This is a genomic window from Pseudomonas sp. LPH60 (assembly GCF_030718165.1).
Lineage (GTDB): Bacteria > Pseudomonadota > Gammaproteobacteria > Pseudomonadales > Pseudomonadaceae > Aquipseudomonas > Aquipseudomonas danubii.
Window position 1 is genome coordinate 203273 of record NZ_JAVAJH010000007.1, and the last position, 16432, is coordinate 219704.

At 61.3% G+C, this 16432-nt stretch carries 14 protein-coding genes; 10 read left to right on the forward strand and 4 right to left on the reverse strand.

Translation table 11 applies throughout. From position 1 onward, the window contains the following. Window positions 1-71 precede the first annotated feature (71 nt). Together Q8O96_RS24280 and Q8O96_RS24285 are read right to left on the reverse strand one after the other, a co-directional pair. Entirely contained in the window at window positions 72-1454 is a 1383-nt protein-coding gene (locus tag Q8O96_RS24280; protein WP_305949546.1) for an ATP-binding protein, read from the reverse strand. After that, entirely contained in the window at window positions 1451-2113 is a 663-nt protein-coding gene (locus tag Q8O96_RS24285; protein WP_305949547.1) for a response regulator, read from the reverse strand. The genes Q8O96_RS24280 and Q8O96_RS24285 overlap by 4 nt, the downstream gene beginning before the upstream one ends. 170 nt (window positions 2114-2283) lie before the next feature. Here Q8O96_RS24285 and Q8O96_RS24290 point away from each other — a divergent pair, with 170 nt between their 5' ends. The 7 genes from Q8O96_RS24290 (at window position 2284) to Q8O96_RS24320 (ending at window position 10522) form a co-directional block, all read left to right on the forward strand. Next, window positions 2284-2550, forward strand: coding sequence for a PepSY domain-containing protein (locus Q8O96_RS24290; RefSeq protein ID WP_060840094.1), 267 nt, complete (start codon window positions 2284-2286; stop codon window positions 2548-2550). Further along, window positions 2550-3095: a cytochrome b/b6 domain-containing protein gene (locus Q8O96_RS24295; RefSeq protein ID WP_305949548.1), complete on the forward strand. Its 546-nt coding sequence runs from the start codon at window positions 2550-2552 to the stop codon at window positions 3093-3095. Before Q8O96_RS24290 ends, Q8O96_RS24295 begins: the two co-directional genes overlap by 1 nt. Window positions 3096-3138: 43 nt before the next feature. Beyond that, window positions 3139-4434 carry an exo-alpha-sialidase gene (locus Q8O96_RS24300; protein WP_115580475.1) on the forward strand — a complete coding sequence of 432 codons (1296 nt, stop codon included), beginning with the start codon at window positions 3139-3141 and terminating at the stop codon, window positions 4432-4434. Beyond that, window positions 4434-5045 (forward strand): hypothetical protein, encoded by a 612-nt coding sequence (locus Q8O96_RS24305; protein ID WP_305949549.1) that lies wholly within the window; start codon window positions 4434-4436, stop codon window positions 5043-5045. Before Q8O96_RS24300 ends, Q8O96_RS24305 begins: the two co-directional genes overlap by 1 nt. A 49-nt stretch (window positions 5046-5094) precedes the next feature. After that, window positions 5095-7128, forward strand: a complete 2034-nt coding sequence (locus Q8O96_RS24310; RefSeq protein WP_305949550.1) for an LTA synthase family protein — start codon at window positions 5095-5097, stop codon at window positions 7126-7128. Window positions 7129-7627: 499 nt separating this feature from the next. After that, the gene (locus Q8O96_RS24315) at window positions 7628-9436 is read left to right on the forward strand and encodes a class I SAM-dependent DNA methyltransferase (protein ID WP_305949551.1); all 1809 of its coding nucleotides are present in this window, start codon (window positions 7628-7630) and stop codon (window positions 9434-9436) included. Continuing rightward, window positions 9437-10522, forward strand: a complete 1086-nt coding sequence (locus tag Q8O96_RS24320; protein WP_305949552.1) for a BsuBI/PstI family type II restriction endonuclease — start codon at window positions 9437-9439, stop codon at window positions 10520-10522. Window positions 10523-10586: 64 nt separating this feature from the next. On the opposite strand, the gene Q8O96_RS24325 is transcribed toward Q8O96_RS24320, so the two are convergent. Next, complete coding sequence (locus Q8O96_RS24325) at window positions 10587-10868, reverse strand: fructose-bisphosphate aldolase (RefSeq protein WP_305949553.1); 282 nt, start codon at window positions 10866-10868, stop codon at window positions 10587-10589. Between the two features lie 436 nt (window positions 10869-11304). On the opposite strand from Q8O96_RS24325, the gene Q8O96_RS24330 reads away from it, so the two are divergent. The 3 genes from Q8O96_RS24330 to Q8O96_RS24340 all read left to right on the forward strand — a co-directional run bounded on the left by Q8O96_RS24330 (window position 11305) and on the right by Q8O96_RS24340 (window position 13528). Next, window positions 11305-12273, forward strand: coding sequence for a hypothetical protein (locus tag Q8O96_RS24330; RefSeq protein WP_305949554.1), 969 nt, complete (start codon window positions 11305-11307; stop codon window positions 12271-12273). Beyond that, window positions 12273-12959, forward strand: coding sequence for a hypothetical protein (locus tag Q8O96_RS24335; RefSeq protein ID WP_250330093.1), 687 nt, complete (start codon window positions 12273-12275; stop codon window positions 12957-12959). The genes Q8O96_RS24330 and Q8O96_RS24335 overlap by 1 nt, the downstream gene beginning before the upstream one ends. Before the next feature lie 86 nt (window positions 12960-13045). Continuing rightward, entirely contained in the window at window positions 13046-13528 is a 483-nt protein-coding gene (locus Q8O96_RS24340; protein ID WP_235759874.1) for a DUF4265 domain-containing protein, read from the forward strand. A gap of 678 nt (window positions 13529-14206) precedes the next feature. Here Q8O96_RS24340 and Q8O96_RS24345 read toward each other — a convergent pair. Further along, a complete protein-coding gene (locus tag Q8O96_RS24345) occupies window positions 14207-16390 on the reverse strand; it encodes a TonB-dependent siderophore receptor (RefSeq protein ID WP_305949555.1) in 2184 nt (727 codons plus the stop codon). Window positions 16391-16432: the final 42 nt, after the last annotated feature.

Below are 16432 nucleotides of genomic sequence, written 5' to 3' on the forward strand. Positions count from 1 at the left end.
GCGGCTGGCGGAGGGGCCGCCAGCCCCCCGATTCCCGAGCGGCGCACAGGATAGGCCCTTCGCGCCGCCGACTAAAGCACCGGCCCCAGCCGCAACAACGCACACAACCCGCCCTCAGGCCGATTGCGCAACTCCAGACGGCCACCGATCTTGCTGACGATCATCTGCACAATCGCCAGCCCCAGCCCGGCGCCATGGGCGTTGCCCTGGCTGTAGAAACGCTCCAGCAAACGTCCGCGTTCCTCTTCGTTGATACCGGGCCCGGCATCTTCCACGCACAGGTGCATCGCGCCATCGGCCTGGGGCCGCAGGCCGACCCGCACCTCGCTGCCCGCGGGGGCAAAGTTCAGGGCGTTGGTCACCAGGTTCTGCAGGGCAATGGCCAAAGCCACCGGGTCGGTGTCGATCAGGCAGCCTTCGTCGCCTTCGAGCACCAGTTCAACATCCTTCTCCAGGGCCAAAGGCGTCAGCTCCGCCAGCTCTTCGCGCACCAGGGCGCTGAGGTCAATGCGGCTCAGGCGCGGATTGCTCAGCTGCGGCTCGATGCGCGCCATGGTCAGCAGCTGACTGCCGATGCGGGTGGCGCGGTCGACGCCGCTCACCAGAAAATCCAGGGCTTCCTGGCGTTGCTCCGGGCTGCCGGCGCTCTGGGCGTTCTGCGCGTGAATCCGCAGGATCGCCAGGGGCGTGCGCAGTTCATGGGCGGCGTCGGCAATAAAGCGCCGCTCGCGCTCCAGCAGGCTGTCGATCTGGGCCAGTAACTGGTTGAGGGCGGTCTGCATCGGTTCCAGGTCCTGGGGCAACGGCTTGAGCCCGAGCGGCTGCAAGGTGTCGCTGCTGCGCCCGCGAATGGCCCGGGCCATGGCCCGCAGCGGCGCCAGGCCCCAGCCGATGGTCAGCCAGATCAGCAGCGCCAGCAGTGGCACGCCGATCAGGGTCGGCCACAGGGTATGGCGCACGATGCGCTGGATCAGGTCCTGGCGAATGTCATCCCGTTCGCCCACCCAGATCAGCAGGCCCTGCTGCGGGTCGGCCAGGAGAAAGACGCACCATTCCTTGTCGTTTTCCAGGATGTCGTGGGCCCCCAGGGTGGTGGGTGGCGCCTCCAGCAGCGGGGCCTCGGCGGAGCGCATCAGCAACTGGCCATCGTCGCGCCACACCTGGAAGGTCAGGCGGGTTTCATAGGGGTGGGCGGCGCCGTCCACGCCGACCCGGCTCATGGCCTGGTCGAAGGCCTGGTGCAGGCGCTCCCAGTCCGCCGCGTCCGTCTGTTGAGCCGGGTCGCGCTGGCGCAGCACCCCTTGCAGCAGCCGCGCGCTCTGGGCCAGCTGGGCGTCGTAGACCTCTTCGATTTCGTGGTGGCTGTCGCGCAGCACCAGCCAGCTGATCAGCAAATCCCCCAGCAGCACCAGGACCAGGACCGGCAGCAGAATCCGCGTGCGCACCGAGTTCATGGCTTGAGCTCCAGCACATAACCGACGCCGCGCACGGTGCGGATCAGCTCGCTGCAGAGCTTCTTGCGCAGGTTGTGGATCAGCACTTCCAGGGTGTTGCTCTCGACCCGGTCCTGCCAGCCGTACAGCGCCCGGGACAGGCGTTCGCGGGTCACCACCTTGCCCGGGCGCACCATCAGCTGATGCAGCAACTGGTATTCCATGGGGGTGAGCACCACCTCGGCGTCCTGGTAATGCACCTGCTGGTTGGCCGGGTCGAGGCAGATACCGGCGTGCTCCAGCAGCGGCTGGGCACGACCCTGGCTGCGGCGCAGCAGGGCGCGGACCCGGGCCTTGAATTCCTCGACATCGAAGGGCTTGACCAGGTAGTCGTCGGCCCCGGCATCCAGCCCGGCGATGCGCTCGGCGGTGCCGTCGCGGGCGGTGAGAATCAGCACCGGCAGGTCCTGGCGGGCGGCACGCAATTGCTGGAGCAATTCCAGGCCGTCGAGCCGCGGCAGGCCCAGGTCCAGCAGCAACAGGTCGAAGTTTTCCGTGCGCAGGGCATGCAGGGCGCTGGCGCCATCCTGCAGCCAGTCCAGGGTGTAGCCTTCGGCGCTCAGGGCCACGCGGATGCCCTGGCCGAGGGCACGATCATCTTCGACAAGCAGCAGGCGCATGGGGTGTTCTCGGTTGGGCGGGGGGCAGGGAAGGGGCGCATGATGACGCCGGCCAGGGGCTGCCGGCAGGGGTTTTAGGCGGGGAAAATGTTACCGCGCGTTGCCAACTAAGCTTTCACTAAGCTTGGTTTTGCACAGTGCAATCTCCCCCCTTACCGGAGCGTTTCTCTATGCGCAAAGTCCTGCTGCTGTCCCTGGTTCTCGCCAGCCCCCTGGCCATCGCCGGCCCGCAATGCACCACCGCCGAACGTTCGCAATGGCAAGACCCGCAAGCCTTCCAGGACCAGCTCAAGGCCCAGGGCTACCAGATCAGCAAGTTCAAGGTCACCGACGGCAACTGCTACGAGATCTACGGCTTCGACAAGGACCAGCGCAAGGTCGAGATCTACCACGACCCGGTCACCGGCAAGGCGGTGAAGACCGAGATCAAAGGCTGATGCCGCACGCGTCCCTGCGGCTGTGGGACCCGCTGGTGCGACTGTTTCACCTGTCCATCGCCGGGGTCTTTATCGGCAACTACTTCTTCAATGAAGCCGGTGACGACTGGCACGTCTGGCTGGGCTACTACGCCATGGCCTGGCTGCTGCTGCGCACAGTCTGGGGATTTGTCGGGCCGCGCAGTGCGCGCTGGTCCGACTTCTGGCCGACCCGGGCCCGGCTGGCGCGGCACCTGCGCTCGCTGTGGGCCGGGCGCCCCGAGCACCGCCTGGGGCATTCACCCCTCGGGGCTTTGGTGATGTTGCTGATGCTGCTGGCGCTGTTGCTGATCGGCATCAGCGGTTTCTTGATGGAGGAGGTCGATGCCTTGTGGGGCGCCGACTGGCCGCTGCAGGTGCACGAAACCAGCGCCGATCTGCTGCTGGGCCTGGTGCTGCTGCATGTGTGCGCGGCGATTTTTGAAAGCTTCCAAGTGCGCGACAACCTGCCGTTGTCGATGCTCACCGGCCGCCGCCGACCCTTGCCGAGCCCTGAGCGGCGCTGACGTTTTCCCTTGTTCCCAACCGGCACTTGCCACGGGCTCCTTTATGCGTGCGCTGTCCTTTCGCCTGAGCTTCATCTGCAGCAGTCTGCTCTTGGCCGCCGTCTTTATCGCCGCCTGGCGCAGCCATCCGCCTCATCAACTGGCGCCGTTTGCCCAGGCTGCGGTCAGCAGCGATACGGCTACGACCGACAGTACGCCGCAATACAACAGCCGCTTCGTCTCCTCGGACCTGGATGACTTCGTGCATTCGTCCTCGGTGACCGCCTTGCCCGGCGGCGACCTGATGGCCGTGTGGTTCGCCGGCTCCCGGGAAGGCGCCGCCGACGTCCAGGTGCGCAGCGCACGCTTTGACGCCAAGACTGGCGAGTGGGGCGCCGAGCAGGTGCTGGCCACCCGCGAATCGACCCGGGACGGCACCGGGCGCTACATCCGCAAGCTCGGCAACCCGGTGATCGCCCTGGGCCCGGACCAGCGCCTGTGGATGTTCTACGTTTCGGTGTCGGTGGGCGGTTGGGCCACCAGCGCCATCAACCTGATGGTCTCCGACGACCTGGGGCGCAGTTGGTCGGCGCCGCGGCAGCTGGTGACCTCGCCGTTCTTCAACATCAGCACCCTGGTGCGCGCCGCGCCGGTGTTCCATGCCGACGGCGCCATCGGCCTGCCGGTGTACCACGAGTTCATGGGCAAGTTCGCCGAGTACCTGTACCTGAGCGCCGATGGCGCGGTGATCGACAAATTCCGCATCAGCCGTGGCAAGCACTCCCTGCAACCGACCATCGTGCCCCTGGACGAACGTCGCGCCGTGGCCATGCTGCGCTACGCCGGCGACACCCACCACAAGGTCCTGGCCAGCCGCACCGAAGACGCCGGGCAGACCTGGAGCGAGCCCTATCCGCTGCAACCGTCCAACCCCAACTCCTCCCTGGCGGCAGTGGGCACCGACGACCAGGGCCTGCTGGTGGCCCTCAACGACCTGCAGGACGGGCGCTTCAGACTCAGCCTGTACGGCACCGACGCCGGCCTCAGCCAATGGCGCCCGCTGGTGGAGCTGGACCAGTCCCCCGACCCTTTGGGCCAGCCGTTTTCCCACGAGGCCTACAAGGACATCATCGGTGAAGGCTTCCGCGCCTCCAGCGGCGCCCGGCGCCTGCCCCTGGAACAGCGCTTCTTGAGCAACCTCGACTATCGGGTGTGCAAGCCCCAGGGCTGCGACTTCGAGTACGAATACCCCTACTTCAGCCGCGGGGCGGACGGCCTGTACCACCTGGTCTATTCCTGGAACAACACCTTTATCAAGCACGTCAGCTTCAACGCAGCGTGGCTGGCGGAGCGCCTGTGATGCTGTCCCTGTGGCAAGCCCACCTGAGTTTTATCCTCCTGGGTTTCGTGCTGCTTGGCAGCCTGCGCCTGAGCGCGCCCTGGCGCCCCTGGCTGCTGCCCGTGCTGGCCCTGGTCAGCTTCATCCCACTGAGCCAACTGCCGCTGGCGGCCTATGTGCGCAGCTTCACCGATGATCTGGCCATCAGCACCCTGGTGCTGCTGGGCTGGGTCAGCCTGCGGCACTTGGGGGTGATTGCGCCCTTGCCAGCCAAACACCGGGTGCAGGTCCTGCTGCTGTTTATCGGCCTGACCCTGAGCCTGTACCCCGCGACCCTGGGCCTGACCTATTTCGACCCCTACCGCTGGGGCTACAACCCACGGCCGATGATCGTGCTGATGGGCCTGGCGGCGCTGTTGCTGCTGTGGCAGCGCAACCTGCTGGGGGTGCTGATGCTGGCGGCCGGGACCCTGGCCTTCGCCCTGCGTCTCAAGCCTTCGGAGAACTACTGGGACTACCTGCTGGACCCGCTGCTGGCGGGCTACTGCCTGATCGCCGGCAGCGGCGGTCTGCTGCTGTGGCTGTGGCGCCGCGTCACCCAGCGCAGCCGCGGGCAGCCCCTTGCCGGGTAAACCAACTGGCCGCACCGCGGCCTTCGACAACACCACACAGAGGTCAATGATGGGCGGGTTGCAATCACGCCGCCTGCGCTACGGCGTGGGCGCAATCGGGCTGGTATTCGGCTTGCTGGCACTGCTGCGGCTGCTGTTCGCCGTGGGGTTTTCCGAGGTGGACTTGAGCGCCGCCGACCAGCGCGAGGCCATCCTCCAGACCCTCGGCATCGGCCTGCGCTTCGACCTGCGCCTGACCCTGCTGCTACTGCTGCCCCTGGCCCTGCTGGCCTGGCTGCCGCGCTGGAACCTGCTGCGCCTGCCGGCCCTGCGCTGGCTGGCCCGGGCCTACCTGCTGCTGGTGCTGGGCGGGGTAGGGCTGCTGTACATCATCGACTTCGGCCACTACGCCTACCTGGGCGTACGCATCAACGCCACCGTGCTGCGCTACCTGGACGACGCACAGATCTCCCGGCAAATGCTCTGGGAAAGCTACCCGGTGCTGTGGATCGTCCTCGCCTGGGGCGGCGCCCTGGCCCTGTGCTGCTACGCCTTGCTGCGCCTGGAACGCCTGACCCTCGACCGCCCGGCGCAACCCCTGGGCCGCTGGTCCCTGGCCAGCGTCAGCGCCCTGGGCATCGCCGCCGTGTTCCTCGCCCTGCTGGGCCGGGTAGAAAACCTCAACCTGGAAAACCCCGTGCCCCTGCGCTGGAGCGATGCCTACTTCTCCGGCAACAGCCAGATCGCCGCCCTGGGCCTGAACCCCGTACTGTTCTTCTACGACACCCTCAAGGCCGGCCAGGCCCAGTACGACGAAGCCCAAGTGCGCCAACACTATCCGGCCCTGGCCCGCTACCTCGGCGTCGACCACCCGGACCCACAGCGCCTGAACTTCACCCGCCAACAAGGCGTGCAACCGTACCGCATCGACCGCCCCCGGCCGCCCAATGTCATCTTCGTCATGCTCGAATCCCTCGGCACCAGCGCCGTGGGCGCCTACGGCAACCCGCTCAACCCCACCCCCAACCTCGACCGCCTGGCCCGCCAGAGCTGGTTCTTCAAACACTTCTACGTCCCGGTCACCGGCACCGCCAAGACCGTGTGGGCCAGCATCACCGGCGTGCCCGACGTCACCCGCCAAGAGACCGCCACCCGCCAGCCGCTGATCACCCGCCAACACAGCCTGATCAACGCCTTCAGCGACTACCACAAGCTCTACCTGATCGGCGGCAACGCCGGCTGGGCCAACATCAACGGCCTGATCCGCCAGAGCATCGACAACGTGCGCTTGTACGACGAAAACCACTGGCAATCGCCCCTGGTGGACGTCTGGGGCATCTCCGACCTCGACCTGTTCAAGGAAAGCGACCGCCTGCTGCGCGCCATCCCCCAGGACCAACCCTTCTTCGCCTACCTGCAAACTTCCGGCAACCACCGCCCGTTTACCATTCCCAAGGACAACGACGGCTTTCAAGCTCAAGACCTGCCCCTGGAACAAGTCCAGGCCGCCGGTTCCCGGAGCCTGGCGCAATACAACGCCGTGCGCCTCTTGGACTTCAACATCGGCCGGCTAATGGACATCGCCAAGGCGGGGGGCTACTACGACAACACGATTTTCGTGTTCTTCGGCGACCACAACACCCGCATCAGTCAGATCCCCCACATGGCCCCCGCGTTTGAACAGCTAGGGCTGGAAAGCAACAACGTCCCGTTGCTGATTCATGCCCCGGGGATGTTGCAGCCCAGAGTGATCGAAGAAGCCGTCGGCCTCGCCGACCTGCTGCCCACCGTGGCCGGCATGGCCGGGATGCCCTTCACCAATGGCGCCATGGGGCGGGACATTCAGCAGCCCGCACCGGAAGGGGAGCGGGTGGTGCCGCTGGTATTGAGGGAAGGGACCTTTCCGGTGATTGGCGGTGTGACCAAGGATTTTCTGCTGCAGATGCAGCACGACGGCAGTGGTGCGACCTTGCATGATTTGGCGTCAAACACACCGCGTGAGGATGTGGCGCAGGAGCATCCGCAGGAGTTTGAACGGTTGCTGGAGTTGACGCGGGGGATGCATGAGGGGGCGCGGTTGATGTTGTACCGCAACGTTCGCTGAAGGAAAACACCTGCTTTTGGACGAAGTTGACTTTAAAGCGCTCCCCGCTTTTTCTCGGCTCTTTGCGGTGATCCACATTCAGTCATCAGCATATAGCTTCAGCGTTTCTGGGTTGATACGAGTGTGATATTTTCAATAATGCTGTATGTTTAAACAGTTTTTGGGCTGCGCTTAGCACAGCGGATGAGGGCTGGAAGCTTACGTATGGTTGCTTAGCTTACTTCTTCGTTGGACGGCTTGATGTGGTGAGGGAAACCCTGTTGGGTGATAGCGCTCAGTTTGCCTTCTACGAAGACTAACTAGCCCAAGGAAGGTGAAGCTCCACGCATTCATTGGCACTTCGTGGGCGATTTGGCTGGATTCAAATTGAGTGTGGTTCGATTGCATAGCAGTCGCGCTGAAGATTGTTAGGTATCACGTTATTACGTGATATTGCCCAATGGTGGTCGGATAGGGCTCTAAATCCTGTACAATTTTGGCCCGCGAAATAGGTGGAAACATGGTTCACAAGGTGCAGGCAAAGAAGACACGGCAGGAAGACTACATAACTACTGCGGAAACCCCGAGCCAGGTTGTTGCCTCTGCACGTGTCATGGCCCGTGCCTTGGCCGTCACATTTCCAGCTGATCAACAGCTGGGCTTGGCGCGTGCATTTGGTGTTTGTCTGATAGAGGCCTGGTGGCGTGGGTTGACGAGCGTCGATATTGTTCCTCAGGAGTTACGTGAACCGCTCGTGCCATTTCCCACAGAGCAACTGCCCGAGGCGGCTGCTACGTTAGCGGAGACCATTGGTCGTACTGCCGCGAGTTTCGATGCAGAGACGGCTGCTTACCAGATCGGACTGACTTACACAGGTATGCTCCCAGCTGAGCACCGTGGGCAGTACGGAATTTTCTACACTCCTCCCTTGCTCACTTCTCGCCTGATCGATCAGGTAACAGCAGCCAAGATCGATTGGGCGAAGTGTCGTGTACTTGATCCCGCCTGCGGTGGAGGAGCCTTTCTAGCTCCTATCGCCCGGCGTGTTATGGATGAGCTGAAAGATTGCAGTCCGAAGTTATTGATGCAGAGCATCGGTAATAGGCTGCGCGGCTACGAAATTGATCCCTTTGGGGCTTGGCTTAGTCAGGTCACTCTGGATGCTGTCGTTTTACCGATCAGTCGGCTTGCTGGGCGCAGATTGCCGGTTATGGTCACCGTCTGTGACTCTCTGCGGCGCAATCCACCTAAAGATCGATTTGATCTAGTGATTGGTAACCCCCCATATGGTCGGGCCAAGCTGGATTCTGAGACTCGTGAGCGCTACAAACGCTCGCTGTACGGACATGCCAACTTATATGGATTATTCACCGATCTGGCGATACGCCACACCAAGCTGGGTGGTGTTGTTGCGTATGTTACCCCGACCTCATTCCTGGCTGGTGTCTACTTCAAGAACTTACGGGCTTTGCTTGGACGTTCAGCTCCGCCACTGTCCATCGATTTCGTCAGTGCTCGTAAGGGAGTTTTTGACGACGTGCTGCAGGAAACAGCCCTGGCAACGTATCGTCGTGGTGCTGACGTTGCTGCTGTTGTTGTTTCTGAGGTTGCGCCTAGTACGGGCGGGCTGGATATTCAACAAACGGGCGAAATTACCTTGCCCTCTGACCTATCACTACCTTGGCTGTTGCCCCGTACTACTGAGCAACGCACCCTCGTCGAATGTTTGACGCACATGCCCCATCGCCTTGCTGACTGGGGATATAGCGTGAGTACGGGACCGTTGGTATGGAACCGTTTCAAGAGTCAGCTCGCACATCGTCCTAGTAGCAAGCGTTTGCCCTTGATCTGGGCCGAGGCAATCACGACTGACGGTCAATTCGTGTTTCGTGCGGATAAGAAGAATCATGCCCCTTACTTCGAGCTGAATAGCGGGGACAACTGGATGATTACCACTAAACCTTGCGTCCTGTTGCAACGAACCACGGCAAAGGAGCAAAGCCGGCGACTGATCGCCGCTGCGCTACCTGCCGAGTTCCTGGAGAAGCACGGTGGTGTCGTCGTTGAGAATCATATCAACATGATCCGACCAACTACCGAAGCACCTAAGGTCAGTGCTGCAGTGTTGGGGGTATTCATCAATAGTGAAGCCGCAGACCGTGCATTTCGCTGTGTAAGCGGATCAGTTGCGGTCTCTGCCTATGAGTTGGAGTCGCTACCGCTGCCAGCACCTGAGGATCTTGGGGTGCTGACCCAACTGGTTGATGCTGGCTCAGAGCGTGAAGCCATTGAGGCTGAATGTAGCCGATTGTTTGAAGGGGGAATGTGAGTGCTACCACCATTTGTACCAAGGGATTTGGTCGCTGAAAGACTTCCTGTGATCTTTCCTGAAGGAACTCCAAATCGAACCTACTGCACGCGCGAGTTGGCCGCAAGCACGGTATTTACCATGCTGTATATCGGAGCCGTCGAGCACACAAACGTGCGGCTGGGGCCTGTGCATGTCTATCGCATGACTGACTTACAGGCGACGAGTAGTACTGATGAAGAGCGTCTTAGTTACAGGTCAAATCTGCGTAAGAAGTCGTTTGAGGTTCCAGGTAAGCGTTGGTACGCCGATAATACCCGTGAACCTATTCGCGATGAGACTCTCCGCGAAGGCCTCGTAGCGATTGGTGCTGTCATGGAAGATAAGGACATTCCTACTACGTCTGGGAAACCTCGGTATGCTCTCAAGTCCGATCTCGCAGCACTGTTTGATCCTGCGCTCCAAGGGAGCACTCTTCAAGCCGCCATTTTCAAGTGGCAAGAGGAACATCTGAATAAGGGGGCGCTTGCCCGTGTTTCGTTGATGCGCCTTGGTGCCGTCGACAAAGATGGCGTAATGATTCACTTCCCAAACGGTGAGACGCGCATTCTGGCTTATGGCCCTAGTTCATTGATTTCGCGAGCAGTCGTTGAGGTGTTTGCCCAGCAGTTCCTTGAGAAACCTGGTGTATTGTGGCTCAGTGAGTCGAGTAATAAAGTTGCAATGCAAGACTTGCGCATGGCTTCTACTATTGGCCTCGATATTGAGGCGCATAAAAATCTTCCTGATCTGATCCTAGTGGACTTAGGCCCGGCTCAGCCTTTAATCGTCTTTGTCGAAGTAGTAGCCACTGATGGGGCTATTACTGCGCGTCGCAAGGATGCACTTTTCGAATTGACGGATAAAGGCGGCTTCAAGCGCTCTCAGGTAGCATTTGTCACCGCATATGCAGATCGGGAATCACCTGGTTTCAAGAAAACTGTCACAGGTTTAGCCTGGGGCTCGTTTGCTTGGTTCATGAGTGAGCCTGATAAGATTTTTATGCTTCGCGGCGAAACCAGCCAGTTATCTGATTTGAATCGGTTGCTCGCTGATTTGGAGAGTTGATTGCGCTCAAGTGGTATCGCAAACAATAAAAAGCCGGCTTGTGGCCGGCTTTTTAGTTTTTAGATCAATTCCTTATTACTTGCGCTTCAATGACAGTCAATACATCTCGCACATCCTGTAGTAACAACCTCGCTGTATTGGTCACCGTGCTAATGTCCTTGTCACTTGCATCACGCAACGTAATGCAAGTCATCAAATTCAGATAATCAAGCAAAGTCACCAATCGCTCACTCGCACACGCATGCAAATCCACCAACGGCGCCTGGCTGTCAACAAACAGCACTGGCCCATCGCTGGCGATTGGGGTCATAGGAATAAATCGTTCGGATAGATCTTGAGTATTCATGGCGTCATCCTTTTCAAGAGTAGAAAAGTTGCCACCTGTTGCTGCGAATCAACGGGGTGGCAGCTGTACGCGGGTTCGCAGACCGAGGAAAAGAACAAACCCGGCAGACCCGGAGGTCTCCCACGTACAGCCGCCATAAAACGAAACGCAGGCGAAGTGTGCCTGAGTTGGCATGAGCGGTGTAGTTCGACTTTTCTGTTGGGCTGCGAAACCCTGCCGCTGACAAAATTCAGCGAACGATAAAACTATAGGTACGCGGTCAATCAGGGGCAATGGCAGCCCTGTAGGAACGGTCTCTCTTACAGGTAGGGACAGGCTGAATTTCCTGAAGATTTCATATCCGTTGCAATAGAGGCGATCAGCATCAGCAATACCCTCTGTCTCCCAGCGATTTTGCTATCCTGCGCCCCTTTTCCCCACCGCAAGGAGCGCAGGTATGACCCAGCCCATTGGCAGCAGTACGCAAACAAGGGCTGGCAAACAGCATGACCTCCAACACTTTCTCTCCCATTTAGCCCCGGCACTTCTACTGAGCCTGGCGTTCATCACCCCAACCGCCCAAGCCAACCCCACCACCACCTACCGCGGCACCCTCGGCGACACTCCGGTTGAACTGGCGCTCACCTACGACTCCCAATACGGCGGCGGTATGTCCGGCTATTGGTTTTCCGAGTCCGAGCGCTTGCCCATGGCGTTGGAATCCACCCCTTTCCACCCTGGCTCCGCGCTGTTGATCAACATCATGGACAACCCGACCCTGCCGGCGACGGCGGTGTCGTTGCAGCCGTTCGCCGAGGGGGCAGAGGCGCTGCAGGGCAGTCTGGTGGATTTGCGCACGGGCACGCAGCAGCCGTTGCAGTTGCGGCGGGTGACGCGTTTTGGCGGCAGTCAGCGGGAGGCGTTTGAGGGGGAGTTGTTGCAGCCGGTGTTCGATCGGGATTTCTATTTCAGTGTGCATGCCGCGCGCAAGGCCGGGGAGGAAGTGGCGCAGGTGGACAGTATCCGGGTGATCAGCCGGGCCACCGGTAAGCGGGTGCAGGAGATTGGCGGGCAGTGGTGTCTGTCGTCCGTGGGCACCAGGACGCTGACCTTCGGGCATTTTCATGACGAGGCGCGGATGGACTTTCAGGTCCAGGGCTATCGCGTGGGGGAGGCGGATGGCCGGGTGTGGTGCTCGCCCACGCAGTATTACCTGTACAACCGGGATCTGCGGACCTATCGGCGCCATCCGCAGTTGGAGCAGTTCGCGGCGGACGGTGATCTGCGCTTTTCCCCCAGTGGGCAGATGGAATTCAGCAAGCAGGACTTCATCAATTACGACCAGCGCACTCGGCGTTGGGATTATTACCGGGTGATCACCCCTGAGCGTTTGGAATATCTGTCGTCGGGCGAGGAGCGTTTCTGATGCGTGGGTTTGATCTTGTTCGGGGGCTGGTGGTGCTGGTGTTGGCGCTGTGGCTGTTGCCGGCGCAGGCGTCCCATGGGGTGTATGAGGGGACCTTGGGCAAGCAGGCGATTGTCTTGACCCTGGGCAGCCAGAATGCGGTCTACCAGGGCACCTATGCCTATCAGCGCTATCGCACGCCGATCCGCCTCAAGCCGACCTTCAGCTACAGCAACAAGACGCTGGCCATGGATGAGCTGGACGAGCAGGGCTTGCCGGTGGCGCGTTTGCAGTTCAATGACTTGCTGAACTCCCGCCAGCAGGAGCAGGTGCGCGGCACCTGGACCAGCTATCGCACGGGCAAGACCTTGCCCATTGCGCTAAAGCTGGTGGGCCTGGTGGATTCGGATCGCTCGTGGCCGCAGCCGGTCACCACGCTGTTGCAGAGTGCTTCCACTAAACGCTGGTATTTCCAGGTGCCGATGCCGGGCAATGATCAGCGGATCACGACGGTGGAGGTGATGGACAAGGCCACCGGCAAGTTGCTGGTGAGCCTGGCGATCGCGGCACCGGGCTGTCCGAATCAGGGGGTGGATACCTTGCAGTTGCAGGGTGAGGGGGAGCAACTGCGGATTGCTTTCAAGGACTGCACGTTTCCGGGGTTTCGGTGGAATGAGGGCGGTGGGAGCTTTGCGCCGTTGCCTTGAGGCCCGTTCGTTTGCGCCCTTTGGGGACGTGGCGGCTGGTGGATTAGATGAGTCTGGTGTTGAACCTGGAAGTTGTGGAGCCTCGTATGGACGACAAGCAATCCCCTGTGCTGATTCAGGTGTACATGGCCGATGACGATGGCGCCGTTCGCGAGGAGTTGCTGGCGCGGCGCATCGATGAGGATATTTACGAGTTGCTGTCCTCACCGGGCCTGGCGCAAAACCTGGCGCGGGGCGATATCGTTTCCATCCGCAATCCCGATGCGCCGGCGCAAGTGCTGAAGCGCGGCGGGAATTTCTGCATTCAGATCTATGCCGATTACATTGATCCGACGGTGATCAGTGCGCTTGAAAACGAGGTCGCTGGTGAACTGAGCGGAACCCTGGACGGGCTGTTCGAGGGGAACCTGTCATTCGCTGTTCCTGCAAGGAATGGCATGGACCGTATCAATGCGGTGTTCGATCGCTTCCGCGAGCAAACCGGGATCGAGTGGTACTACGCCAATGTCTATAAAAACCTCGATGACGATGAGGACGAGACGCTGTTGAACTGGTGGTTGGACTGCTGATCTTTCCCGGGGCCTGGGCATGCCACCCAACAAACCGACCAAGTAAGCGACCAAGTCAGCACCCGGTAGTGCTCCAGCGGCCGTTCTGTGGTGTGGGCCTGCATGGGCGTGGGGGAGCGCTAATCGTCCAACAGCGTGTTGGACGATTGAGACTTTTGTACTGGCATTGGAAAGAGGCGGGCCGACCTTTTGTTTGCTCAATCGTTGGGTGTGCTTTTTACCGGCGAGGGCGTGCTTGAGGACGCCTTCGCCGGCAAGCCGGCTTCTGCGGTGGATGTAGGAAGGGTCTGTCTTTTCTGTAAGGCAGGCTGGAGGCGCTGATTGCGGTGCTGTTCTGTGGGATAACCATCAGCGCAACCCTGGACGTACTGATCGATACCAGGGCGTATCCCACGCAGAGAGGTCGTAGCCATGGGCCAGGAAATGCGGCTGTTTCAAGAGGACTTGCTTAAGGCGGTTGCCGATATGAGCGCCGGTAAGGCTGTGCGCTCAGTGACGCTGTCCGTGGCGACTCGTCGCCAAGGATGGGCGGGAGACGCGCAAGGTGTGTTTGTCGAGATTTTGATGGCTGGCCTGTGCCGGCGCTGCAGTTTTTCCGGCAAGCCACAACGCCCGGGATTTCGTGGGCGTTGTAGCCGCTGCCGCAGGCTGCGATCGGCCCCGTAGGGGCCGTCTGCATCAGAAACTCACTGAAGCACTCAACCGCGCCGTCAACGGCGCGCCCTGGAACAGGTAGTCGTCGCCCATGTATTCCCCTGCATCGCGCCAGTAGCGTTTGTCGAACAGGTTGTCCACGGTCAGGCGGAACACCGTCTCGTAACCGTCAATGCGGGTGCTGTAGCGGCTGCCGATGTTGAAGATGGCGTAGGCGCCGGTGGCGACGTTGCCCTGGCGGTCGGCGTATTTGCTGCCGCTGTATTGCATGCCGCCCAGCAGGGCCAGGCCGTCGAGCCAGGGCAGGGCGTAGTCGCCTTGGAGGCTGGCTCGCAGGCGGGGGACGTTGAGGGTTTGGTGGCCTTCGTGGGCCGGGGTGCCGGTGTCCTCGACTCGGGAGCGAATCGCCGCGACGCTGGCGGCAATCTGCAGGCGCTGGGTGGCCCAGCCGTTGGCGGAGAGCTCCAGGCCGGTGTTCTTTTGCTGGCCCTGCTGGACGTAGGTGAAACCGCCAGCAGCATCCGGGCGCGAGTACTGGTAGGCCTGGCGCATCTGGAACAGCGCGGCGCTAAAACTCATGCGCTGCCAGTCGTACTTGACCCCGGCTTCGATCTGCCGCGAGACGGTGGGGGCCAGGGTGTCGCCACTGTTACTGGCGAACCAGGGCGCCTGACCGCCCAGGCTCAAGCCCTTGCTGTATTGGGTGTACAGCGACAGTTCGCTGATCGGTTTGTAGATCAGCGCGGCCTGGGGCAGGAATACATAGCGTTGGGTGTGGCGATCGCGCACGCCGTCCTTGTCGAAGCTCTCTTCGTCGAGGCGTACTTCGCGCCCGCCGAGAACGGTCTGCCACTGTTCGTTGAAGCTGATGCGATCGCTGAGGAACAGACCGTATTGGCGGCTGTCGAGGCGTTTGTGGGAGTCATTGAGGGCGCCGTTGTAGCGGGCGAAGTTTTCCGGCTCGCTCTGGATATTGCCCGTGCCAATCCATTGGTTGATGGACTCGCGCCGGTCCACCACGCGGCGAAATGCACTGGTCCCCACGCTCAACTCATGGCCCAGGCCCGCTGCGTCGAAGCGGCCATTGAGCACTGCCTGCACTTCATCGTTGCGCCGGGTGTCGTCGGGGCTGCGGAAGTCGTAGATGTCGTAGTTGCCTTCGGGGCTGAAGTAGTTGCCGTTGGCATTGATGCAGCCGGTGGTGCAGCCGCCCCAGGCAAACGAACTGTAGTCATCGATCACCACCCGGCTGCGGGACGCGCTGAGGCTGCCGGTCCAGTCATCGTTGAAGCGGTACTCGAAGTTGCCACCGATGTTCAGCGATTCATTGGTCACCGGCTTTGACCCGCTCTGGTGTCCCAGGAGTCTTTTCGGCGAGGCGTGGTGGGGCAGGCTGGAGCCACCCAGCAGTTGATAGCCCGGGGCCGAGCGCTGCTGCTTGTTCTGGTATTCGATATCCAGTTGCAGCAGGGCGTCGGGGCTGATGTTCCAGTCGAAGGCCAGGGAGGCGAAGTCGCGCTGGCCATTGGTGTGTTCGACATAGGAGTGCAGGTCTTCATGGGCCAGGTTGGCGCGCAGGCCGAACTGCTGTTCGCTGCCGAACCAGCCGCCCACGTCGGTGGCCAGGTAACCGCTGCCGCGATCGTCGGTGGAGACGGTCACCGAACGAATGTCCGTGGGCCGCTTGGTCACGTAGTTGACCAGGCCGCCGGGCTCGCTGACCCCGCTTTGCAGGCCGGAAAGGCCCTTGAGCAGTTCCACCCGCTGTTTGTTTTCCAGGGCGACGTTCTGCTCGCCGGTGATGGTGCGGTTGTTGATCTTGTAGCTGCTGGCCGCGTTCAGCGAGAAACCGCGCACCTCGAAATTTTCGTAATAGCCCACCGGCGCGTAGCTCTGGCCCACCGAGGCATCGTTCTTCAGCACGTCGCTGAGCAGCCGGGCCTGCTGGTCGAGGATCATGTCTTCGTTGATCACGCTGATGGAGGCCGGGGTGTCCAGCAGCGGCGTTTCGCTGAAGCCGCCCACCGAGGCGCTGTCGGCGCGATAGCCGTATTGCTCTTCGCCACTGACGGTCTGGGTCGGTAACTGGGTGCCGCTGGCGTTGGCCACCGCGTGGCTACCGGCCAGCAGCAGGCCCAGGGTCAGGCGATTGAAAGGCAATCCTGTGGAGCTGGCGCGTGTGGGGGGCGTCGGGTGAGTCCGGCTCATGAACAATCCTAGAAGGCGACGCTGTCCCCATGGCAGAAGCCG

Coding starts and splice junctions, on each gene's coding strand:
- Q8O96_RS24285 (WP_305949547.1), bottom strand. CDS start 2,113: ATGCGCCTGCTGCTTGTCGAAGATGATCGTGCCCTCGGCCAGGGCATC.
- Q8O96_RS24305 (WP_305949549.1), top strand. CDS start 4,434: ATGCTGTCCCTGTGGCAAGCCCACCTGAGTTTTATCCTCCTGGGTTTC.
- Q8O96_RS24290 (WP_060840094.1), top strand. CDS start 2,284: ATGCGCAAAGTCCTGCTGCTGTCCCTGGTTCTCGCCAGCCCCCTGGCC.
- Q8O96_RS24300 (WP_115580475.1), top strand. CDS start 3,139: ATGCGTGCGCTGTCCTTTCGCCTGAGCTTCATCTGCAGCAGTCTGCTC.
- Q8O96_RS24310 (WP_305949550.1), top strand. CDS start 5,095: ATGGGCGGGTTGCAATCACGCCGCCTGCGCTACGGCGTGGGCGCAATC.
- Q8O96_RS24315 (WP_305949551.1), top strand. CDS start 7,628: ATGGTTCACAAGGTGCAGGCAAAGAAGACACGGCAGGAAGACTACATA.
- Q8O96_RS24330 (WP_305949554.1), top strand. CDS start 11,305: ATGACCCAGCCCATTGGCAGCAGTACGCAAACAAGGGCTGGCAAACAG.
- Q8O96_RS24295 (WP_305949548.1), top strand. CDS start 2,550: ATGCCGCACGCGTCCCTGCGGCTGTGGGACCCGCTGGTGCGACTGTTT.
- Q8O96_RS24340 (WP_235759874.1), top strand. CDS start 13,046: ATGGACGACAAGCAATCCCCTGTGCTGATTCAGGTGTACATGGCCGAT.
- Q8O96_RS24280 (WP_305949546.1), bottom strand. CDS start 1,454: ATGAACTCGGTGCGCACGCGGATTCTGCTGCCGGTCCTGGTCCTGGTG.
- Q8O96_RS24325 (WP_305949553.1), bottom strand. CDS start 10,868: ATGAATACTCAAGATCTATCCGAACGATTTATTCCTATGACCCCAATC.
- Q8O96_RS24345 (WP_305949555.1), bottom strand. CDS start 16,390: ATGAGCCGGACTCACCCGACGCCCCCCACACGCGCCAGCTCCACAGGA.
- Q8O96_RS24335 (WP_250330093.1), top strand. CDS start 12,273: ATGCGTGGGTTTGATCTTGTTCGGGGGCTGGTGGTGCTGGTGTTGGCG.